Raw genomic sequence first — 21,900 nt, 5'->3', positions numbered from 1 at the left:
AGCCTACGGATTCTCGGGGCCGAGCTGCCTGGCCAATTCCGTGCGCGAGTGGATGCCGAGTTTCGCGTAGACCTTGCGCAGGTGGTACTCGACCGTCTTCGGGCTGAGGAACAGCCGCGCCGCCGCGGACCGGATGCTCTCGCCGTCCACCAGCAGCATCGCGATCTGGCGTTCCTGCGGGGTGAGCTGATCCGCGGTCGACGGCTCGCGGCGCCGGGCGGTCTCGCCGGTCGCCTTCAGTTCGGCCGCGGCCAGATCGGCCCAGCCCGGCGCGCCCAGTCGGTCGAAGTCGCTGACCGCCAGCCGGAGTTGGGTCCGTGCATCCACTCGCCGCCGGGCCCGCCGGAGCCAACCGCCGTACGCGAGTCTGGTCCGCGCCGTCTCGAACACGTCGAGCGTCCGCTGATGCCAGCCGAGCGCCTCTTCGAAGAACCGCTCGTCCTCCTCGATCAGACCACGAGCCCGCGCCGACCGGCCCAGCGCCCACGGCTGCCCCTTGCCCTCAGCCCGTACGGCGAACTCGCGCGCGGTGGCGACCGCATCCTCCGTCCGGCCGAGCCGCAGATAGACCTCGACGAGCTCCGGCGCGGGCGACAGGTCGGGATCCAGCAACCCCAGCGAATCTAGGACTTCCGCCAGTCGCTCGTACGACGGGAGCGCGCCGGCCGGATTCCCCTGGCCGAGCTCGAGGTCCCCCAGCGCGAACAACGCCCAGGCCCGGCCGATGTGGATCTGCCGTTCGGTGCAGATCCCGATCGCCTCGGTCGCCAGTGCGCGGCAGTCCTCGGCCTGGCCCCGGTGCGCGGCCAGCCACGCCTGCCCGGCCAGGCAGATCGCCAACTCGGTGGTCTGCCCGGTCTCGCGGGACAGCCGGATCCCCTCGTCGTACGCCGCGGCCGCGTCCGCCCAGCGGTCGGTCGTCGCCTCGTCGCGGGCGAGGTGCATCAGCAGGGCGGGCAGCGTCCCGACCGCGACCTGGTCCCGCCGCTCGCGCATCGCCTCCTCGAGCAGCGCCCGGCCCGTGCCCGCTTCGCGAAGAAACAGCGGCGCGAGCGTCATCCAGATCTGCCGGCGCCGGTCACGATCCAGCTCGGCGGACGGTTCCAGCCGGATGGCTTCCCGGATCTGCTCGGTCCCGGGCCGGCCGGCCAGGATCTTGGCGCTGCCGCTGGCCAGCAGACCAAGGATCCGCACTCCGGGCCGATCGGTTGCCTCCAGCAACCGATCGAGTTCTTCGGCGGCCCGCAACGCGCCGGCCGCGTCGCCCAGCCGGAAGCAGGCGTTGACCGCATCGCTGAGCAGGCCCACGGCGGTGTCCGGATCGTTCGTCTCGCTCGCCGCCGCCAGCAGGATGTCGCGCGCCCGGGCAGGCGATCCGCACTTCACCGCGATGTCGGCGCGCAACTCGTGCGCCCAGGTCGTGACCGCTGGCGGCGGCTCGAAGGCCAGTGCCTCACCGAGCAGGCTGTCACCGCGGTCCGGCATCCCCGCGAACCAGGCCGCCTGACCGGCAGCGACCAGTCTGGCCGCGCGCTCCTGGGAATGTTCGGTCAGTCTGGCCGCGCGTTCGAAGGCGGTCGCGGCGACCGCGTGGGCACCGCGCTCGGTTGCATGATCGCCCGCGAGGTGGAGTGCCGCGGCGACCTCGTCGCTCTCGCCGAGCACGGTCTCCGAGAGATGCCAGGCGCGCCGATCGGCTTCGGCCGGCCCCAAGATCGCGGCCACCGCCTGATGCACCGTACGCCGTTGCGCCGGCTCCGCGCTCGCATAGATCGCCGACCTGACCAGGGGATGCCGGAACTCCACCCGGCCGTCTCCGATCACCACGAGAGCTGCCTGCTCCGCCTCCCCCAATGCGGCCACGTCGACACCGAGCTCGCCACAGGCCCTCGCGATCACGCCCAGGTCGCCGTCCTCCACGGAGGCCACGAGCAACGCCGTACGGGCAGCGGGACCGAGCCGGGATGCCCTTGCAGCAAAGGCGTCCGCCAGCAAGGCCGGGACCGGAATCGGCCGGCCGGGTGGCAGCCGATGCAACTGTTCCGGATCGTTCGCCAGTTCCAGCAACGCCAGGGGGTTGCCGGCGACGCGACGATGCAACTGGGCCACGAGATCGACCGGCAGTCCCGCAACGATCCGCTGAGCGGCTGGGAGATCGATGCCGGTGAGTTCCAACCTGGGCAGGTCCGCGTCGGCCAGCGGATGAGGTTCGCCGGCTCGCGCGGCGACGAGCAGGACGATCGGGTCCGCGAGCAACCGGCGGGCGGCGAACAGGAGCGCCTCGGCGGACGGCCGGTCGAGCAGGTGCGCGTCGTCGACGAGGATCGCGACCGGCGCGGCTTCGGCGTACCGGCAGATCAGGCTCAAGGTGGCGGCGCCGACCGCGAACCGGTCGGCCGCGGCGCCGGGACTGAGTGCGAGGGCGGCGGCCAGCGCTTCCCGTTGCGGTGCGGGGATCTGCTCGAGTTCGCCGAGCGCCGGGCGGAGCAACTGCAGCAGGCCGCCGAACGGGATCTCGCGTTCGGCCTCGGTTCCCCGGGCCCGGAGCACGCGCAGCCCGTCGGCGAGCGTCACCGCCTCGGCCATCAACGCCGACTTCCCGATCCCCGGCTCCCCGGTGATCAGCAGCACTCCACTGGTGCCGACCCGCGCCCCCGCGACCAACCGCTCGATCACCCGCCGTTCGGTCTCCCGCCCGATCAGCATCCCCGCAGTCTGCCCGCCCCACGGGCGTCGCACCAGGCCGGGACGACTAGGTGGGGCACCTGATGCGACCGGGGGCCGGGCGCTTCTACGGTCGAGCGCACAGAGACCCAGGGAGGGGAATCGACAATGACCACGGTCGAACAGCAGATCGACGGCGACAAGCTGATGGCGTTCGTGTTCCGCGCGGTGGACGAGGTGGGGGCGACGCTGAACGCGGGCCTGGTGGTGATGGGCGACAAGCTCGGTTACTACCGCGCACTCGCCGGCGCCGGCCCACTGACGCCGGCGGAGCTCGCCGAGCGCACCCGGACCAGCGAGCACTACACCCGCGAGTGGCTGAACGCGCAGGCCGCGGGCGGCTTCGTCGAGTACGACGACGGCCGGTACGTCCTGCCGGCCGAACATGCGATCGCACTCACCGACGAGAGCAGCCCGGCGTTCCTGCCCGGCTTCTTCCAGATCGCGCTCGGCACCGTCCACAACACCACGCAGACGATCGAGGCCGCCCGCAGCGGTGCCGGCATCGGCTGGCACGAGCACGACACCGATGTCCACAACGGCTGCGAGCGCTTCTTCCGGCCCGGTTACAACGCGAACCTGCTGACCGGCTGGCTACCGGCCCTCACCGACGTGGTCGGCAAACTGGAGCGCGGCGCCAAGGTGGCAGACATCGGCTGCGGCCACGGTGCCTCGACGATCCTGATGGCGAAGGCGTTTCCCCGGTCGACGTTCGTCGGGGCCGACTACCACTCGGGATCGATCGAGGTCGCCCGGCAGCGCGCCGCCGAAGCCGGTGCCGACATCACGTTCGAGGTGGCGCCCGCGACGGCGTTCAGCGGAGCGGGGTACGACCTGGTGACGACGTTCGACGCCCTGCACGACATGGGTGACCCGGTCGGCGCCGCTCGCCGGGTCCGTGAGTCGCTCACCGAGGACGGCACCTGGATGGTCGTCGAACCGATGGCCGGCGACCGCGTCGAGGACAACCTGAACCCGGTCGGACGCGCGTACTACGGCTTCTCCACACTGCTCTGTACGCCGGCTTCGCTGTCGCAGGACGTCGGCCTGGCACTCGGTACTCAGGCCGGGCCGGCCAGGATCCGCGACGTCATCACGGCCGCCGGTTTCACCCGGTTCCGGGTCGCCGCGGAGACGCCGTTCAACCTGGTGTACGAAGTCCGCCCCTGAGACAGTGCTCGCGAGGGGGCTCGCAGATGACTTCGAAACCGCAACGCCCAGCGCGCCCGGCCGACCAGGTGGGGTCGGTCGAGCGCGACGGGGTGACGATCGCCTACCGGGTGTACAACTCCACGGCCGTTGGACCGACGGTGATGTTCCTGCCGACCTGGTCGATCGTGCCGTCGCGGATCTGGAAGGCGCAGGTGCCCTACCTGGCCAAGCATTTCCGGGTGGTCACGTTCGACGGCCGCGGCTCTGGCCGGTCGAGCGCACCTGCAGGCGCATCGGCGTACGCGGACAGCGAGTTCGTCGCGGACACCCTCGCCGTACTGGCCGCCACGGGAACCGGCACCTGCGTTCTGGTGTCGTTGTCCCGCGGCGTGCCCTGGGCGTTGCAGGTCGCCCACGAGCTGCCCGATCAGGTGCTCGGGGTCGTGTGCATCGGGTCGGCCGCCGGGCTGGTGCCGGCGCAGGAGGAACGCATCCGCTGGTCGTGGAACGAACGGCACGACACGACCGACGGGTGGGCGAAGTACAACAAGCACTACTGGACAGAGGGCGGGTACGACGACTTCCTGCGCTTCTTCTTCGCGCAGATGTTCCCGGAACCTCACTCCAGCAAGCAGCTCGAGGACGCCGTCGGCTGGGGGCACGAGATCAGCCCCGAGCGGCTGGTCGACACCGAGGCCGCCCGCCAGGACCGCGTCCCCGGCGTACCGTCCTTGTCCTGTCCGGTCCTGGTGGTGCACGGCTCGGACGACAAGATCCGCCCCTTGGCCGAAGGAATCGCGCTGGCCGATCAGACGAATGGTTCGCTGGTCACCGTCGAAGGCGGCGGACACGCCCCGAACGCGCGCGACCCCGTCCTGGTGAACCGCCTGCTCAAGGACTTCGTCTCCGGCGTCACACCACCGCAACCGGTACGGCGTACCTGGGTGCGGGCCTTGAATCGCCCGAAGCGGGTGCTCTACCTGTCCTCCCCGATCGGCCTCGGCCATGCCCGCCGGGATCTCGCGATCGCCCGCGAACTGCGGGTGCGGAATCCCGGACTCGAGATCGACTGGCTCGCCCAGCACCCGGTCACGCGAGTCCTGGCGGATGCGGGCGAGACGGTGCACCCCGCGTCGGCGTACCTGCTGAACGAGTCCAGCCACATCGAGTTCGAGGCCGACGAGCACGACCTGCACGCGTTCCAGGCGATCCGGCGGATGGACGAGATCCTGGTCGCGAACTTCCTCACCTTCACCGACGTGGTCGACGACCGGCACTACGACCTGGTGATCGGCGACGAGGCCTGGGACGTCGACTACTTCCTGCACGAGAACCCGGAGCTGAAGAAGTACGCCTATGCGTGGCTGACCGACTTCGTCGGCTGGCTCCCGCTCCCGGACGGCGGACCGGCGGAGGCGGCGCTGACCGCGGACTACAACGCGGAGATGCTCGAGCAACGGGCCCGCTTCCGCCGGCTCCGCGACCGCTCGATCTTCATCGGCGACCCGGACGACATCGTCGCGGACACCTTCGGTCCGGGCCTGCCGTCGATCCGGTCCTGGACGTCGCAGAACTTCGACTTCACCGGCTACATCACGGGCTTCGATCCTTCGGAGACCGCCGATCGCCCGGCGCTCCGAGCCCGTCTCGGCTACCCGCCCGACGCCAAGCTCTGTCTGGTGACGGTTGGTGGCTCGGGCGTCGGAACCGCCTTGCTGCAAAGGGTTCTCGACGCCATCCCGCTCGCCCGCCACACCATCCCCGACCTGCAGTTCATCGTCGTCACCGGACCCCGCATCGCCCCGTCGACCCTGCCCTCGATGCCGGGGGCAACCATCCACGGCTATCTCCCGAACCTTCACCATCACCTGGCCGCCGCGGACGTCGCGATCACCCAGGGCGGCCTCACCACCTGCATGGAACTCACCGCCGCCCGGGTCCCCTTCATTTATGTCCCGCTCCAGCACCACTTCGAGCAGACGTTCCACGTCCCGGCCCGGCTGAACCGCCACAACGCCGGCCACCTCCTGCCCTACTCGGCCTGCACTCCCACCACCCTCGCCGAAACCCTCGCGAAACTCCTGATCACCGACGTCGACTACCTCCCCGTCCCCACCACCGCCACCCAAACCGCCGCCGCCCTCCTCACCGACCTGCTCTGAAACCACCCCACCGTCGCGACCAACAAGGGGCACCAGCATCCCGTCGGTAGGCCGGCTTCGGCACAGGCGATTGACAGAACACTTCACCAGATGGTGAAGTGTCCTGGTGTTGGCGACGACGTTTGCGGCTCTCGGGGACGGCACGCGGCTGGCCGTGGTGACTCGGCTGAGCCGGGGCGAGGCGACGATGGGTGAACTCGCCGCGCCTCATCAGGTGAGCCTGCCTGCCATGACGAAGCACGTCGGGGTGCTGGTGGACGCCGGGCTGGTGAGCCGCCGGAAAGTCGGGCGGACGGTGGTCTGTGCGCTGCGCCCCGAGGCGTTCGCCGAAGTACAGACGTGGCTGGGCGACCTCACGGCGTACTGGAACACGACCATCGACCGGCTGGAAGACCTGTTGCGAGGGAGCGATGATGAGCACTGACGTCCGGATCGAAAGGGTGCTTCCGGCAACGATCGGCCGGGTGTACGACGCGTGGTCGCGCCCCGAACTGCTGACCCGCTGGTACTGCCCGAACCCGAGCCACGAGCTGCAGGTCGAGGCCGACGTACGCATCGGCGGCGAGTACGTCGTGACCATGGGCCCGTATGTTGTCCGGGGCACCTACCTCGAGGTCGATCCGCCCCGCCTGCTCGCCTTCACCTGGAAATGGGACGACGCCGGCGACGACGTCTCCCAGGTCCGCGTCGAACTCTCCGAGGTCGACGGCGGCACCCACCTCGTGCTCAGTCACACCGCGCTGGCCGGCGCCGACGACGCCGCCGGTCACCTGCAGGGCTGGGAACTCCAGCTGACCCGGCTCACCGACCTCCTGACCGCCGAAGCCCTCACCTGAGCAATGTCGACAAGTCGAGCCCGCGGACGTGGTGGGGGCAAAAGTTGAGCCCCGGGCGGTGACCCGGGGCTCGGAACGGATGGATGGGCGGCGAAATCAGCTGCCGGACTTGCGCCGGAACTGGCGCTTCTGCTTGTCGTTGTGCGCCTCGCCGACGCCCTCGTGCCGCGGCCCGGTTCCCGGGTGCGCCTCGTGGTGGGCGTTCTTCTTGGCAAGTGCTTCGCGGAACTTCTTCTGCAGATCGTCCTGCGCCGGCTCGCTGGGCTTGTCGCTCATACCGTCTCCTTACAAACCGTCAGGCGTACAGGCTCTAGCCAACCAATTGTGACCGCCCCGACGCCACCCATTTACAGCGGGGCCTCCCCAGCCGATGCCGGCTGGGGATTGGCGAGCGGAAACTGTCGGCGCCCGTCACTACTGTGAGCGCCCTGATGACGACGTTCCAGGACGACCAGGTACGGCGATTGCTGGCGAGCGGGTGGAGCACGTGCGGAGGGATCGCCGGACACGTCCGAGCCGGCGGCCTGCCCTCGATCACCCGCGAATACCTGAACGATGCCGTCGGCTCCGACCAATGGCAGTTCGCCGAGGAGGCCGTTCGCGCACTCACCGACCGGTTCAGCTCGGCACGATTCGCCGACGAGGTCCGGTACGGCGTGGTGCTGGTGCCCGCAGCTTCGGCATTGGACACCCGCGGGGCGATGCCGGCCGCAGTACGAGCTGATCAGGCCGGCGCGGAATCCGGCGATGTGTACGACGAACGGTTGCCGGCCGGAACTCTGCTCACCACCGCCGAGCACGACTGGACGATGGTGGCCGGAGTCGTGGGCAACTACGGCCCCGCACTCGGTAGCTATTACCAGGTGACCGACGCTCCAGCGGAGGACTTCACCCTTTTCGACCAGGACACCCGTCGACTGATGACGCGCCAGGTCTGGGGAGCCCGGGTGCTGCAGTGCGGCCGAACGCCGCCGGACTGCGAACTCAATGAGCGCTGGACGTTCACGCTGTTCCCAGGCGAGCCCCTGGTCGACGGCCTGGCCGAATCCGGCACCGTGCTCAAGGGACGTGTGCGGTTCCGCCTCGGCAAGCCCGACCGCGGTATCGGCTCGGCTCGCGTCGCCCCCGCCATCGCCATCTCACCGTAGGAAAACTCCTCCGGTGCGGGCTGGGCGCCTGTTAACTTCGAGGCTCCGACAGTTGGGGAGGGATGACCGACATGCTGGTCAGCAGTGAGGCACTGGCAGGAATCGCACTGGTGGAACTCGGCCTCGTGATCGTGCCGGGACCGAACATGATCTACCTCGTCTCCCGCTCCGTCACGCAAGGACGACGCGCCGGACTGACGTCGCTCGCCGGAGTAGGCGTCGGCTTCCTCGCCTACCTCCTCGCCGCGACCGCCGGCCTCGCGACCCTCTTCGCCCTGGTCCCCGAGATCTACCTGACGCTCAAGCTCGCCGGCGCCGCCTACCTGCTCTGGCTCGCCTGGAACGCCCTCCGCCCCGGCGGCAGCTCGGCCTTCACCCCGGAGGCACTCACCCCGGACCGCCCCCGCAAGCTCTTCGGCATGGGCCTGCTGACCTGCCTGCTCAACCCGAAGATCGCGATCCTCTACATCTCACTGCTGCCTCAGTTCGTCGACCCGTCCCGCGGCCACATCGGCACCCAGAGCCTGCTCCTCGGCCTCACCCAACTGGCCGTCGGCGTCGTCATGAACGCCGTCTTCGTCATCACCGCCGGCTCCGTCGCCACCTTCTTCACCCGCAAACCGCTGTGGTCCCGCATCCACCGCTACCTCACCGGCACCGCCCTGGCCGCCTTCGCGATCAAACTGGCCACCGACCGTGCCCAACCCGTCGCAGCTCCGTAAACCGGACCGCCGCCGTTTGTCCCGCGCCGTACAGTAGATTCCACGGCCCCGAGCCCACCGGCACCAACCGCGACAGCCACCTCACAAGCGCCGTCGCCCACTCCTTGCCACCCGCACTCGACCGCGCCGCCACACCGCACCGTCGCGGTCTCCCCTGACAGGTCAGGGTGCCGGGTGAGCCACATTCCCCTGCCCCGGCACCCTGGCCGCACCACCCTCAGCCACAAAGACGAACTCCTTGCCCGGGCGATCGGGTGCATCCCGTACGTCGGCAACCGCGAACCCGGCTTCGCTCAGCGACTCCTCGACCTCGGCACGAGTCCGGAACCGCAGCGTCGACTCCGACGTCATCCGCGCTCCGTCCGACTCGAACACGTACGTCGACCGGAACGTGACGAAGGGCTCCTTCACGTCCAGCAAGTCGGTCCAGTTCTCCACCCCGCCGACACCGGGCACGTGGATGCGCTTGTACGTCGCCTCGCGATTCCACTCCAACCACGCCCGCCGCGCCGGATCCCTGGTCTCAAAGACGAACCGCCCACCTGGCACCAGCGCCGCCCGTACGCCGTACAGCGTCGCCATCCACTCCTCATCGCTGAGAAACACCTGCGCCACGTTGCCAGTCATCACCGCCAACTCCACCTGCAACGGCGGCAACCCGGTCGCATCCCCATGAATCCACCGAACCTTCTCCGCCCCCACCTTCCCCCGCGCCACCTCCAACGACGCCAAGGCCGGATCCACCCCCACCACCTCAACCCCAGCCTCTACCAGCAGCCTCGCCAACTCCCCCGTCCCACACCCCACATCCAGCACCGACCGCGCCCCGAACTCCCCCACCATCCCCACATACGCCTCCAGATCCCCCCGATCCGGATCCAACGCGTCATAAACCCCCACCAACCGCCCATCCCCGAACAACGCATCAACCATCCCCCGAACCTATTCCGCCCACCCACCCCCACCAACCGACTTTCCACACCCCACCGATGCGCGAACCTGAACAAAGTTGCTTAGCGGGCGGGTGCCTTGAGGCCGATGCGGTGGTCGTCGGGGTCGAGGACGATCGCGAAGCGCTGGCCCCAGGGCATGTCGGTCGGCGGCTTTACGAGGGTTGCGTTGGTGGCGACCAGCTCGGCGATGACGTGGTCGAGTTGCTCCGCCGATTCGAGTTCGAGGTCCACCTGCGAACCACCCGGGGACGGTTGCGGCGCGGTTTCGTCCCACCAGGCAGCGAACGCCGTCGAATGCAACACGATGGTGATACCGGTGTTCGTCGACACCCAGGCCTCAGCGTCACCCTGCCCGTGCCGATTCCGGGCGCGAAAAGACACCCCGAGGCGCTCGTAGAACGCACGACTACGTTCGAGATCCGCGACGATGAAGTTGAGCTGAGCGACAGCAACCACCATCACAGCCTGCCATGCCGAACGATCACACGTTGAAGCGGAACTCCACGACGTCGCCGTCGCGTCCCCCGACTCCCTCTTCTTTTCAGACGTTGAAGCGGAACTCCACGACGTCGCCGTCGGACATGATGTAGTCCTTGCCTTCGATGCGGACCTTGCCGGCCGACTTGGCGGCGGTCATGGAGCCGGCGGCGACCAGGTCGTCGAAGGAGACGATTTCGGCTTTGATGAAGCCGCGTTGGAAGTCGGTGTGGATGACACCGGCGGCTTCGGGGGCGGTGGCGCCCTTCTTGATGGTCCAGGCGCGGGATTCCTTCGGGCCGGCGGTCAGGTACGTCTGCAAGCCGAGGGTTTCGAAGCCGACGCGGGCGAGGGTGTCCAGGCCGGGCTCCTCGACGCCCATCTCGGTGAGCATCTCGCGGGCCTCGTCTTCGTCGCCGAGTTCGACCAGTTCGGCCTCGAACTTGGCGTCCAGGAAGATCGCCTCGGCCGGCGCCACCAGGTCGCGCATCTGCTGCTTCAACGACTCGTCGGCGAGTTCGTCGGCGTCGCAGTTGAAGACGAACAGGTAAGGCTTGGCCGTCATCAGCATCAGTTCGCGGATCGCCGCCCGATCGACGTTGGTGGCGCTGATCGGCGTACCGGCCTCCAGGTGCTTCTGCGCCTCCCGGACCGCCTCCAGTACGGCGACGCTCTCCTTCTTCAGCCGCGCTTCCTTCTCCAGCCGCGGGATCGCCTTCTCGACGGTCTGCAGGTCGGCAAGGATCAGCTCGGTCTGGATGGTGGAGATGTCGTCGGCCGGCGAGACCTTGCCGTCGACGTGGGTGACGTCGTCGTCGCGGAACACCCGGGTGACCTGGCAGATCGCGTCGGACTCGCGGATGTGGCTGAGGAACTTGTTACCCAGCCCCTCCCCCTCGGACGCGCCACGGACGATGCCGGCGATGTCGACGAACTGCACCGTGGCCGGCAGGATCTTGGCCGAGCCGAAGATCTCGGCGAGCTTGCCGAGTCGCGCGTCCGGCACGCCGACCACACCGACGTTGGGCTCGATCGTGGCGAACGGGTAGTTCGCCGCGAGCACGTTGTTCTTGGTCAGCGCGTTGAAGAGTGTGGACTTGCCCGCGTTGGGGAGCCCGACGATTCCGATGGTGAGTGCCACGGGCGACAAGACTACGCGGCCCACACCGCCGCACCCCAATCCGCCGACCACAGGCCCGTACTGCGAACCACCCGCCGCCTGCCGCCCGCAGTACGCGAAACCTCCGTACTGCGGTCCCGGCGACCGCCGAGATCTGCTCGCAACATCGAGATGCCAACCAGATCAGGACCCCGGGCGTCTCCTCCTATGACAGCTCCTGAGGGGGAGCACTGGGGAACATCCGCCTGATCCACAAGGAGCATCGTCATGTCCAGAAAGCTTGCTGCCGTCTTCGCCACCGCCGCAGCGGCCGCCCTGGTCGTCGGTTCACTGATCGCGATGGCGCTGGTCCACGAGAATCCGCCGAAGCCGACGTCGGCCACCAGCACCACCTCGAGTGTGACGCCCACCACCACCCCCACGAACGAACCGACCGACGAACCGACGAACACCCCGAGCAAGACGCCGGACAACAACGCCGGCAGCCCTGCCGCGGACCCGACAGCGGCCGCCGCCGCCGGCAACAAGAAGGTGTTGTTCTTCAGCTTCGACGACGGCCCGGATCCGTACTGGACGCCGAAGATCCTTGCGGTGCTGCAGAAGTACAACGCGCACGCGACCTTCTTCGAACTCGGTGCCATGCAGGCCGCCCACCCGGGCCTGCGCGAGCAAGTACTTGCCGCAGGCAACACCATCGGCAGTCACTCGATCACGCACCCGCAGCTGACCGCGATCAGCGCGGCCAGGCGACACCACGAGATCTTCGACGGACCGCAGTCGAAGTGCTTCCGGCCGCCGTACGGCGCGTCGAACCCGAAGGTGCGGGCGGACATCAAGGCCGCCGGGATGACCCAGGTGCTCTGGGACATCGACCCGCGGGACTGGGCGCGGCCGGGTGTCAACGCGATCGTCAGCAACATCCTGCACAACGCCCACCGGCGCAACATCGTCTTGATGCACGACGGTGGCGGCGACCGCAGCCAGACCGTTGCCGCGCTCGACAGGGCCCTGCAGACGCTGAAGGCACAGGGCTACTCGTTCGCCGCGATGGACTGCTGACCGGGCGGAGCACCCTGGGATCGGAGAACCTGGGCTGCTGATCCGGAAAAGCAGGCGCCGCCGACTGTTGCTCACGGAAACTGTCGGCGGCGTCTGCCACTGTCTGTGACATGACCGGTACGACGTTGCTCATGGTGCTCCTCTTCCTCGTGGTCGGGCTGCTGCTCGGCGCGGTGTTCGGGGTGCTCTGGTCCCGTGGCCGCGACGGCGCCGAGCTCGCCCGGATCACCGCCGAGCGCGACGCCGCCGAGGACCGGGTCGTCGAGCTGACCCAGGAGCGGCATTCGGTCGGCCAGCAGATGTCCGGACAGGCCGTCGTGAAGGAGTCACTGGACCGCCTGCACGCGCAGTTGAACCAATTGGAGAAGGGCCGGGCGGCCTGGCAGAGCCAGCTCCACCAGCAGGTGAACGAAGTACGGATGAGCGGCGAGGCGCTGCGCCGCGAGACTGCGTCACTGTCGACAGCGCTGCGGAAACCGCAGGTGCGAGGACGCTGGGGCGAGCTGCATCTGAAGCGGACCGTCGAGTTGGCCGGCATGGTCGCACACTGCGACTTCACCGAGCAGACGTCGACGGTGACCGACGACGGACTGCTCCGCCCGGACATGGTCGTCAGGCTTGCCGAGGGCAAGAATCTTGTCGTCGACTCCAAGGTTCCGCTCGCCGCGTTCCTGGAGGCCGCGGAGAGCGAGGACGCCGACTTCCGCGAGGAGCGGCTGCGGGCGCACGCGCGGCACCTGCGGACCCACGTCGACCAACTGTCGGCCAAGGCGTACTGGTCGAGGCTGCCCTCGACGCCCGAGTTCGTCATCCTCTTCGTGCCCGGCGAGTCTTTCCTGTCCGCCGCGCTGGACGTCGAGCCGTCCCTGCTGGAGTACGCCGCCGAGCGCCGCGTGATCCTGGCGACGCCGACGACTCTGATCGCGACCTTGCGCGCGGCCGCCTACGCGTGGAACCAGTCCGCCCTGACAGAGTCTGCCCAGCAGGTGTTCGAGCTGGGCCGCGAGCTGTACGAGCGGCTCAGCACGATGGGCGACCATCTCGGCCGGGTCGGCCGGTCGCTGACCTCGGCCGTGGATGCGTACAACCGCACGGTCGGCTCGTTCGAGAGCCGCGTCTTCACCACCGCCCGCAAACTCCGCGATCTGCACGTCACCGAGGCGGAGCTGGTGGCGATGGAGGCGATCGAGGCTTCGGTCCGGCCGCTCACCGCGCCCGAGTTGCTCGCGCTGGAAGAAGCCGAGGCCGAGGACCAGACCCGCCGCTGGGTCCAGGGCCCACTGATCGACCGCACCCCCCGTCCCGCCCCGACCCTCGACCCAGGAAGTCCCCGAACCGGCGACTCCATCCCCCTCCCCGGCTTCGACCAAACCGGCTGAGCACGACCTCCTGTCGACTGGTTGGTATGTCAGGCGTCGGGAATCCGCCACCGGCGCGGCATTGACAACCCCAGCACGCCCGCCCAAGGATGAGAGCGCTCTCACTCACCGGTGGTTCCACCGTCCCTCACCGGCTGAGCAGTGGGCACCGGGTGATCCGGGCGGTCCACGCAGTGTTCGGACCGTCTGCCCGTGGAGCTGCTGCGGCCTGGTAGCGCAGTCGTTCGGCGAGCTTGCCGGTGCTCCGCCTTCCTCTCGCATGGGACAAACCTGAGGAGGAGTTGTGCGTATCCATCGCAAGCTGACGGCGGCCCTCGCCGCCGCGGCCACCGTCGCCGCCGGGCTCATCGCGACCGTGGCGGGCCCGGCCGAGGCCGTGCCGCCGACCATTCCGCTCAAGATCACCAACAGCTCCGGCCGCGGTGATCCTGTCTACATCTACAACCTGGGCACCAACCTGACGACCGGCCAGCAGGGCTGGGCCGACGCGGGCGGTACCTTCCACGCCTGGCCGGCCGGCGGCAATCCGCCGACCCCGGCGCCGGACGCCTCGATCGCCGGCCCCGGCAACGGCGGGTCGATCACGATCCAGATGCCGAAGTTCTCCGGCCGGGTCTACTTCTCCTACGGCCAGAAGCTCGTCTTCAAGCTGACCACCGGCGGCCTGGTGCAGCCCGCGGTCCAGAACCCGAGCGACCCGAACCGCAACATCCTCTTCAGCTGGACCGAGTACACGCTGAACGACTCCGGCCTGTGGATCAACAGCACCCAGGTGGACATGTTCTCGGTGCCGTACGCCGTCGGCGTCCTCCAGGGCAACGGGAACACCCTCAGCACGGGTCACCTGAAGCCCGGCGGGTACAACAACTTCTTCAACGCCCTCCGCGGCCAGCCCGGCGGCTGGGCGAACCTGATCCAGACAGCACCCGACGGACGAGTACTGCGCGCGCTCGCGCCGACGTACGGCGTGGAGACCGGCGCGTTGCCCTCCACCGTGATGGACGACTACGTCAACCGGGTCTGGTCGAAGTACAGCTCGCAGACGCTGACCGTCACCCCGTTCGGCGACCAGCCGAACACCAAGTACTTCGGCCGCGTGTCGGGCAACGTCATGAACTTCACCAACAGCGCCGGCCAGATCGTCACCTCGTTCCAGAAGCCCAACTCGGCCAGCATCTTCGGCTGCGCGGGCCTGCTCGACGCGCCGAACGATCTCGTCCGCGGCCCGATCTCGCGCACCCTGTGCGCGGGCTACAACCGGTCGACCTTGCTGACCAACCCCAACCAGCCCGACGCGAACGACTCCGGCTTCTACCTCGACAACGTCACCAACCACTACTCCCGCAAGATCCACGCCCAGATGGCCGACGGCAAGGCTTACGGGTTCGCCTTCGACGACGTCGGCAACCACGAGGCCCTCGTCCACGACGGCAACCCGCAAACGGCGTACATCACCCTCGACCCGTTCAACTGACGCACCATCACCGGTGCCCTGGGCACCGCGCGCCACCCCGGGTCCCCGCCCGCTGCCCGGCCGGGACCCGGGGTTCTCCACGTCCGCGCTCGCACGAGGGTGGACGATGGGCGAGTGACGACCGTGGTGGTGCCTCTGCCACCGGAGCAAGCCTTCGAGCTGTTCACCACCGGCATGGCGACCTGGTGGCCGCTCTCGACCCACTCGGTCGGCAAGCACGAAGCAACCGACGTACGGTTCGAGGGCGCGGTCGGCGGCCGGATCGTCGAGTACGGCGTACAGGGTCCAGTCGGCTACTGGGGCACCGTGTCCGACTGGGATCCACCCCTGTCGGTGAGCTTCACCTGGCACCCGGGCAGCGACCCGAAACGAGCCGGCCGGGTCACGGCCAGGTTCCGCCCCGTTGCCGCAGGCACCGAGGTGGAACTCACCCACACTGACTGGGACGCCTGGGATCACGTCCTCGACTTCTACGTCAGGCACAGCCGATAGTGGGCGAATGGCGAACGCACCGGTCGATCCCGTCGCGCTGGCGGCAACACTCCGCCCTCACGGCGAGTCCGTCATGCTCCCTCAGGCGGCCTACACGGACCCCGCGGTACTGGCCTGGGAGCGGCGAAACTTCTTCGCCGCGCACTGGACCTGTCTAGGTCGCGTCGACGAACTGGCCGCCGGTACGACGCATCGCGCGACCGTCGTCGGCGACGTGCAGGTGCTTCTCACCTTCGGCGACCGCCCGCGCGCCTTTGCGAACACCTGCCGCCATCGCGGCCACGAACTCCTGCAGCAAGGCGAATCCGGTCGTCACCAGGCGGTCGTCTGCCCGTACCACGGCTGGTCGTACGAGCTGGGTGGCGCGGTCAAGGCGGCACCGCGGATGGGCGAGTCGTTCGACCCCACGCCGTACAACCTGGTGGAGCTTCCGAGTGAGGTGTGGCAAGGCTGGTACTTCGTCAACGCCCTCGGTACGGCGCCGGCGTTCGCGGAGCACCTCGGCGGAATCACCAGCCTGGTCGCGCCGTACCGGCCGGAACAGCTGACCTTGAAGGCTCGGCACAGCTACGAGGTGGCCTCCAACTGGAAGACGATCGTGGAGAACTACCACGAGTGCTACCACTGCCCGTTGATCCACCCCGAACTGTGCAAGGTCTCGCCACCGAACTCCGGCGACAACTGGAACCTCCCCGGCGCCTGGGTCGGCGGGCTGATGGACCTCAGGCCAGGGGTCGAGACGATGTCGCTCGACGGGCGATCGCTCGGGATCCCGCTGCCAGGTGTGGATCCACGGACGGTCAACTACCTGGGCCTCTTCCCGAACCTGCTCATCTCGCTGCACCCCGACTACGTGATGACGCACCGGCTGGAGCCGCGCGCACCCGGGCTGACCGGGATCGAGTGCTCCTGGTACTTCCCGGCGGAGGTGACCGATCCGTCGTACGCCGTCGAGTTCTGGGACGTCACCAATCGCGAGGACTGGGCCGCCTGCGAGTCCGTCCAGCGCGGCGCCGAGTCCCCACACTTCCGGCCGGGTCCGCTCGCCCCGGCCGAGGACGCCGTCTACCAGTGGGTCACCATGATCGCTCGCGGTTACCTGGGCAAGAGCCTGGCACCATGAATCTCCGGCCGCGACTCAACCTTTCGGGTGGACCGGCTCATCGGAGTAGGTGACCGCGGCAGGACTACTGGGGGCAGGACGACAAATGGATCCAGGGCTGGACAAGGAGTTTGCGAGCTTCGTCGACGGAAGGTTCACCGCTTTGCGGCGGTTCGGCTATCTGCTCACCGGTGAATGGCATCTCGCCGAGGACCTGGTCCAGACGTCGCTCACCAAGGTGTGGTTCAAGCGCAAATCCCTGCGCAGCCCCGCAGCCCTCGAGAGCTACACGCGCACGGTGATGGTGAACACCAACATCCAGTGGTGGCGGCGCAAGTGGAAGGGTGAGGCGCCCACCGAGGTGCTGCCTGAGCCGCCGGCGGCTCCCTCGCAGTACGGCGTGGTCGACGACCGCGACCAACTGCTCCGGGCGCTGGCCGAGCTGCCGAAACGGACCCGGGCCGCGCTGGTCCTGCGGTACTTCGAAGATCTGCCCGATGCGGAGGTCGCGCAGATCATGGGCTGCTCCAGCAGCACGGTCAAGAGCCACATCTCCCGCGGCCTGGCCCGGCTGCGGGAGCATCACCTGCTGACGGACCTGCCGTCGACCGCGTCCACCCGAAAGGAGGGCTGAGCCATGACCGACGAGCTCAAGCACAAGTTCGAGCAACTGGTGGCGGATGCACCGCCGCCTACCGGCGTACCGAGTGAGACCGTCTTCGAACGCGTCCGGGTGGTCAAGCGCCGCCGCAGGGCAACCGCCGGCGTCCTCGCCACCGCCGCCGTCGTGGCCGCCGCGATCGCCGCGGGCAACCTGACCAGCCTCAACTCCGCGCCCGCCCCGGCCACCAACACCCCGGGCCCGACGCCGATCGTCACCGGGCCGCCGACGATCAAGCCGAGCAGCCCGATCACCAGGACGACGATCGGCGGCTCGGTCAACACGTTGCCGCCGGTCCAGAACTCTGCAGACACGCCCTCCGGCGACCCGTCGTCGCCGGCCACGCAGCCGTCGTCCCCGGCCAAGACCGGCATCGCCGCCCCGCCCGGCCCGTACAAGCTGATCTTCACCTTCACGACCTCGACCAACGGTCTGACCGGGCAAATCAACATCAATGCCAGCGGCAGTGTGCTGGCACCGGTCTTCGAGGAGGGCGGCAGTGTCACCAGCAGCAAGTTTCACGACAACCTGCTGTACTCCGAGTACTGGTGGGGCGACGGCACGCATGTCGTGGAGGACAAGTACGGAGGGATGTTCTGCCCGCAGCCGGATCAGCCCGAGACGATGAAGAAGGTCACCGGCCAGGGGGTCCGGCCGATGACGCACAAGTACGCCAAAGCCGGCAGCTACCAGTTCGCTTACCGGGTCACCTACTGCACGCCTTCGGGGCCGGTGAAGTTCGCCCGGGCGTGGGACATCACCGTCTTCGACCCGGCTTCGCCGAAGCCGTAGTAGAAGCCGTAGTACTCCTCAGGCGTGGTCCGACGTTCCTGTCGTGGCCATGCCCGCGGCCTTGAGGTCGGTGCGGAGTTCGCGGGGGAGGGAGAAGACCAGGCTCTCCTCCGCGGTGGTGACCTCCTGGACGTCGGCGTACCCGCGCTCGGCCAGCCAGCTGAGCACGTCGCGGACCAGGAGCTCCGGCACGCTCGCGCCACTGGTGACACCGACCGAGTCGACCCCTTCGAGCCAGGCCTCGTCGATCTCGGCCGCGTAGTCGACCAGGTAGCCGGCCTTGGCGCCGTGCTCGACGGCGACCTCGACCAGGCGGACCGAGTTCGACGAGTTGCGGGAGCCGACCACGATCATCAGGTCCGCCTCGGGGGCGAGCTTCTTCACCGCCGCCTGACGGTTCTGGGTGGCGTAGCAGATGTCGTCGCTCGGCGGGTCCTGCAACTTCGGGAACCGCTCGCGCAACCGGCGTACGGTCTCCATCGTCTCGTCCACCGACAGCGTGGTCTGGGACAGCCAGACGACCTTCTCCGGATCCCGGACGACGACGTTCGGTACGTCGCCCGGCCCGTCGACGAGGTGGATGTGCTCCGGCGCCTCGCCGCTGGTCCCGATCACCTCTTCGTGACCCTCGTGACCGATCAGCAGGATGTCGTAGTCGACCGCGGCGAACCGCTTCGCCTCGTGGTGCACCTTGGTGACCAGCGGGCAGGTCGCGTCGATCGTCTTGAGCTGCCGCGCGGCCGCCTCTTCGTGGACCACCGGGGCGACACCGTGGGCGGAGAAGATCACCGTCTGCCCCTCGGGCACCTCGTCGGTCTCGTCCACGAAGATCGCGCCGCGCGCCTGCAGGGTCTGTACGACGTGCTTGTTGTGCACGATCTCCTTGCGCACGTACACCGGCGGCCCGTACAGATCGAGCGCCTTCTCGACCGCCACCACGGCCCGGTCCACGCCCGCGCAGTACCCCCGCGGCGCCGCAAGCAGCACCCGCTTCGTCTTCAACGCGGTCGGCGTACCAGTGGTCTCAGATTGGGCAGTCACGACCCCCATCGTACGGGCCCTGGCCGAGTCACCCGACGGGCGTGGCACATCTCACGGCTACTCCGCGTCAGCGCCTCCGGGCGTCAGAAGCCGCCGGTTGAACGCCTCGGCGACGGCCGCGGCCCGGTCGCTCACGCCGAGTTTCGCGTAGATGTTGAGCAGGTGGCTCTTGACCGTCGCCTCGCTGATGAACAGCTTGGCGGCGATCTCACGGTTGGTGTTCCCGGCAGCGACGAGTTCGAGTACTTCGAGCTCGCGCTGGCTGAGCGGGCCTGTTTCCGGCGTCCTCACGCGGGTCATCAACCGCGTCGCCACCGACGGCGACAGCACCGACTGCCCCTCGGCAGCAGCCCGTACGGCGCGCAACAGCTCGGCGCGTGGAGCGTCCTTCAGCAGGTACCCGGTGGCACCCGCCTCGATCGCCGGGACCACATAACTGTCCGTGTCGTACGTCGTCAGCACCAGGACCCTGGCTGTCACGCCTCGCGCGGCCAACTCCTTGATCGCGGCCAGCCCGTCCATCCCCGGCATCCGCAGGTCCATCAGAATCACCTCGGGATGCAGGGCCAGCGCCAACTCGACCGCCTCGGCCCCGTCCGCCGCCTCCCCCAGCACCTCGAACCCGGGATCGCGCTCGAACATCCCACTCAGCCCGTCGCGCACGACCGGGTGATCGTCGACCACCAGCAACTTGATCGGCTCGCTCATCTGTCCGCTCCGGCGACCGGGATGCGGGCGGAGATCGCCGTACCGGCTCCTGGCTCGGACTCGATCTGCAGGTCGCCCGACAGCGCCTCGATCCGTTCCCGCATCGCCACCAGGCCGAACCCGCCTTCGCTGGTTGATGGTTGCGCCAGCCCCTGACCGTCGTCGCGAACATCCAGCGCGACCGCGTCCTCGAGATACGACAGTGTCACCCCGACCCGGCTCGCCTTCGCATGCTTGGCGACGTTGGCCAGCGCCTCCTGCGCAGTACGAAGCAGGGCGACCTCGGCATCGGCCGGCAGCGGCCGCGGAGTACCGGTTGTCGTCATCTCGGCCTCGATCCCGTGCAGCTTCGACCACCGCCCAGCCACTCCGGCGACAGCTTCGCTCAACCGCTCCGCTTCGAGCCCCGCCTGATTCAACGCCTCCGGCCGCAACGCATGCACCGAACGGCGCGCCTCCCGCAGACTGTCCCGCGCCAACTGGGTCGCCGCCTCGACATGCTTGTGCCAACTCACCCGATCCGCATCGTCAGCCGCCTGCAACTGCGTGATGATCCCGGTCAGCCCCTGTGCGAGCGTGTCGTGAATCTCCCGCGCCATCCGCTGCCGCTCATCCAGTACGCCGGCCTCGCGGGCCTGGTCGAGCAGGCGCTGGTGCAGTACCGCGTTCTCCGCCAACGTCGCCTCCAGCCGCCTGTTCGCCTCACTCACCTCGGCCAGCGCCTGGTCGCGTACGTCGTTCTGCCGGGCGCCACGCCAGGCATACCAGGCATAGCCGCACATCGGGAGGATGTTGGCGGCGAGGACGGCGAAGTAGCCGAGGAGTCCGAAGGTGGTGCTCTTGTCGACCGAGGCCGCCTGGGCTGTCCCCGCCACGGCCGCGGCCCCCGCCACCCCGGGAATCAACCAGGGCCAGCGGAGCACCCTGAAAACGAGGAAGAAGGCCGCCGGTGCGAAACATCCGAACCAGGGTGCCCGCACCACCAGAACCGCCCAGATCCCGAGCAGTCCGGCGATGAACAACACCATCGGCGTCGTTCGCGCCCGGGCGGCCGGGCGGAGGCTGAACATCCCCAACAGCCACAGCGCAGCCAGCGCACTGAGGCCGAGATCGACCCGGAGATCGTGCCCGGACCGCACGAACACGGTGAATCCGGCGAGAAGGCCCAGCAACACGTACGGCACCACGGTCACCATCGGCGACCACGCCCGCGGCCTGACAGCCGTCACGCGGGCGGACTCTGGTGACGTCACGCCATCCTCCCTCGGTCAGCGCCGGGCAGTTCGACATTACCTGGCGGCGAAGACCGACCGCAGGTGCTTGCCATTGACAACGACCACCACGCCGATCAGCAGCAGACCACAGACCCCCTGCTCGACCTTCAACCAGGCCGGAAAACTGCCCGGGATCGCGATGATCACCACGATCGCCACCACCATGATCGCCGACACCAGCCGCAGCCGCAGGAAAGCCCGCCGCGATCCTCGCGCGGCCCGGGCCGCGAACGCCGCCATCAGCAGCGAACTCGCCACCACGATGCTGGTCCGCACCCAGACCGGCGTCGTCACCATCGAATGGTGGTTCCGCAGCAGCACGACTGCCACCAGGGTCAGCACGCTGAGCGCCAGATAACCGCCGATCAGGCCTCTGACCGTCCGAAACGCAGCCCGCGTCGTCTGCCCGTCGATCTCCGTTGAGGTATTCACCTGAGTCCTTCCTCGCTGAATACCTCAACCTTCGCGGACCATGCGCCCCCCGCACATCAACCAACCAGCCGGTTCCGTCAACCAACCGATCGGCTGGTTCCCCTCCGCCCCCCGGGCCCACAAGGAAAGCTTGCCTAAAGCAAAAAAGGAGCCGCCCGCCCTGTCCGGGCGGCTCCCCCAGGAGGTGTTCCA

22 protein-coding genes are annotated in these 21,900 nt (G+C 68.7%); 13 read left to right on the top strand and 9 right to left on the bottom strand.

Translation table 11 applies throughout. The annotated features are described in order from the left end of the window. Positions 1 to 3: 3 nt before the first annotated feature. Entirely contained in the window at positions 4 to 2,706 is a 2,703-nt protein-coding gene (locus EV138_RS25130) for a helix-turn-helix transcriptional regulator (RefSeq protein WP_133981224.1), read from the bottom strand. A 126-nt stretch (positions 2,707 to 2,832) separates the two neighbouring features. Between EV138_RS25130 and EV138_RS25125 the strand changes: the two genes are divergently transcribed. The 4 genes from EV138_RS25125 (at position 2,833) to EV138_RS25110 (ending at position 6,874) form a co-directional block, all read left to right on the top strand. Beyond that, positions 2,833 to 3,894 carry a class I SAM-dependent methyltransferase gene (locus EV138_RS25125; RefSeq protein WP_133981223.1) on the top strand — a complete coding sequence of 354 codons (1,062 nt, stop codon included), beginning with the start codon at positions 2,833 to 2,835 and terminating at the stop codon, positions 3,892 to 3,894. Positions 3,895 to 3,920: 26 nt separating this feature from the next. Further along, a complete protein-coding gene (locus EV138_RS25120; RefSeq protein ID WP_133981222.1) occupies positions 3,921 to 6,038 on the top strand; it encodes an alpha/beta fold hydrolase in 2,118 nt (705 codons plus the stop codon). 106 nt (positions 6,039 to 6,144) lie between these two features. Then, entirely contained in the window at positions 6,145 to 6,462 is a 318-nt protein-coding gene (locus tag EV138_RS25115; protein ID WP_133981221.1) for an ArsR/SmtB family transcription factor, read from the top strand. Further along, on the top strand, positions 6,452 to 6,874 hold the full coding sequence (locus tag EV138_RS25110) for an SRPBCC family protein (protein WP_133981220.1): 423 nt from the start codon (positions 6,452 to 6,454) through the stop codon (positions 6,872 to 6,874). The genes EV138_RS25115 and EV138_RS25110 overlap by 11 nt, the downstream gene beginning before the upstream one ends. A 96-nt stretch (positions 6,875 to 6,970) precedes the next feature. Here the strand turns inward: EV138_RS25110 and EV138_RS25105 are convergent, their stop codons facing one another. Continuing rightward, positions 6,971 to 7,150 (bottom strand): DUF5302 domain-containing protein, encoded by a 180-nt coding sequence (locus EV138_RS25105; RefSeq protein ID WP_112244291.1) that lies wholly within the window; start codon positions 7,148 to 7,150, stop codon positions 6,971 to 6,973. A gap of 155 nt (positions 7,151 to 7,305) precedes the next feature. Between EV138_RS25105 and EV138_RS25100 the strand changes: the two genes are divergently transcribed. Continuing rightward, on the top strand, positions 7,306 to 8,022 hold the full coding sequence (locus EV138_RS25100; RefSeq protein WP_133981219.1) for a hypothetical protein: 717 nt from the start codon (positions 7,306 to 7,308) through the stop codon (positions 8,020 to 8,022). Positions 8,023 to 8,084: 62 nt separating this feature from the next. Then, positions 8,085 to 8,744 (top strand): LysE family translocator, encoded by a 660-nt coding sequence (locus tag EV138_RS25095; protein ID WP_238158343.1) that lies wholly within the window; start codon positions 8,085 to 8,087, stop codon positions 8,742 to 8,744. Positions 8,745 to 8,906: 162 nt separating this feature from the next. On the opposite strand, the gene EV138_RS25090 is transcribed toward EV138_RS25095, so the two are convergent. The 3 genes from EV138_RS25090 to ychF form a co-directional block, all read right to left on the bottom strand. After that, entirely contained in the window at positions 8,907 to 9,677 is a 771-nt protein-coding gene (locus EV138_RS25090; protein WP_133981218.1) for a class I SAM-dependent methyltransferase, read from the bottom strand. A gap of 80 nt (positions 9,678 to 9,757) precedes the next feature. Further along, the gene (locus tag EV138_RS25085; RefSeq protein WP_133981217.1) at positions 9,758 to 10,156 is read right to left on the bottom strand and encodes a VOC family protein; all 399 of its coding nucleotides are present in this window, start codon (positions 10,154 to 10,156) and stop codon (positions 9,758 to 9,760) included. A gap of 82 nt (positions 10,157 to 10,238) precedes the next feature. Next, complete coding sequence (ychF, locus tag EV138_RS25080; protein WP_133981216.1) at positions 10,239 to 11,315, bottom strand: redox-regulated ATPase YchF; 1,077 nt, start codon at positions 11,313 to 11,315, stop codon at positions 10,239 to 10,241. A gap of 246 nt (positions 11,316 to 11,561) precedes the next feature. Here ychF and EV138_RS25075 point away from each other — a divergent pair, with 246 nt between their 5' ends. From EV138_RS25075 to EV138_RS25045, 7 genes are all read left to right on the top strand, one after another. Continuing rightward, the gene (locus EV138_RS25075) at positions 11,562 to 12,353 is read left to right on the top strand and encodes a polysaccharide deacetylase family protein (protein ID WP_133981215.1); all 792 of its coding nucleotides are present in this window, start codon (positions 11,562 to 11,564) and stop codon (positions 12,351 to 12,353) included. Between the two features lie 110 nt (positions 12,354 to 12,463). After that, positions 12,464 to 13,732, top strand: coding sequence for a DNA recombination protein RmuC (locus tag EV138_RS25070; protein WP_238158342.1), 1,269 nt, complete (start codon positions 12,464 to 12,466; stop codon positions 13,730 to 13,732). A gap of 283 nt (positions 13,733 to 14,015) precedes the next feature. Further along, positions 14,016 to 15,206, top strand: coding sequence for a glycoside hydrolase family 64 protein (locus EV138_RS25065; RefSeq protein WP_133981214.1), 1,191 nt, complete (start codon positions 14,016 to 14,018; stop codon positions 15,204 to 15,206). Between the two features lie 114 nt (positions 15,207 to 15,320). Beyond that, a complete protein-coding gene (locus EV138_RS25060; protein ID WP_238158341.1) occupies positions 15,321 to 15,698 on the top strand; it encodes an SRPBCC domain-containing protein in 378 nt (125 codons plus the stop codon). Between the two features lie 7 nt (positions 15,699 to 15,705). After that, entirely contained in the window at positions 15,706 to 16,821 is a 1,116-nt protein-coding gene (locus tag EV138_RS25055; protein ID WP_133981213.1) for an aromatic ring-hydroxylating oxygenase subunit alpha, read from the top strand. Positions 16,822 to 16,906: 85 nt separating this feature from the next. Beyond that, positions 16,907 to 17,434, top strand: a complete 528-nt coding sequence (locus tag EV138_RS25050; RefSeq protein ID WP_133981212.1) for a SigE family RNA polymerase sigma factor — start codon at positions 16,907 to 16,909, stop codon at positions 17,432 to 17,434. Between the two features lie 3 nt (positions 17,435 to 17,437). Next, positions 17,438 to 18,253 (top strand): hypothetical protein, encoded by an 816-nt coding sequence (locus EV138_RS25045; protein ID WP_133981211.1) that lies wholly within the window; start codon positions 17,438 to 17,440, stop codon positions 18,251 to 18,253. Between the two features lie 18 nt (positions 18,254 to 18,271). Here the strand turns inward: EV138_RS25045 and EV138_RS25040 are convergent, their stop codons facing one another. The 4 genes from EV138_RS25040 to EV138_RS25025 are packed head-to-tail and all read right to left on the bottom strand — an operon-like array spanning position 18,272 to position 21,708. After that, the gene (locus EV138_RS25040; protein ID WP_133981210.1) at positions 18,272 to 19,303 is read right to left on the bottom strand and encodes a 4-hydroxy-3-methylbut-2-enyl diphosphate reductase; all 1,032 of its coding nucleotides are present in this window, start codon (positions 19,301 to 19,303) and stop codon (positions 18,272 to 18,274) included. Positions 19,304 to 19,351: 48 nt separating this feature from the next. Continuing rightward, entirely contained in the window at positions 19,352 to 20,002 is a 651-nt protein-coding gene (locus tag EV138_RS25035; RefSeq protein ID WP_133981209.1) for a response regulator, read from the bottom strand. After that, positions 19,999 to 21,255: a sensor histidine kinase gene (locus tag EV138_RS25030; protein ID WP_202866815.1), complete on the bottom strand. Its 1,257-nt coding sequence runs from the start codon at positions 21,253 to 21,255 to the stop codon at positions 19,999 to 20,001. The genes EV138_RS25035 and EV138_RS25030 overlap by 4 nt, the downstream gene beginning before the upstream one ends. A 36-nt stretch (positions 21,256 to 21,291) precedes the next feature. Next, positions 21,292 to 21,708 carry a hypothetical protein gene (locus tag EV138_RS25025; RefSeq protein ID WP_133981208.1) on the bottom strand — a complete coding sequence of 139 codons (417 nt, stop codon included), beginning with the start codon at positions 21,706 to 21,708 and terminating at the stop codon, positions 21,292 to 21,294. Positions 21,709 to 21,900 lie beyond the last annotated feature (192 nt).

It is taken from the genome of Kribbella voronezhensis (assembly GCF_004365175.1).
Classification (GTDB): domain Bacteria; phylum Actinomycetota; class Actinomycetes; order Propionibacteriales; family Kribbellaceae; genus Kribbella; species Kribbella voronezhensis.
Note: the sequence above shows the minus strand (reverse complement) of the source record. Positions and strands in the feature narration are given on the sequence as shown.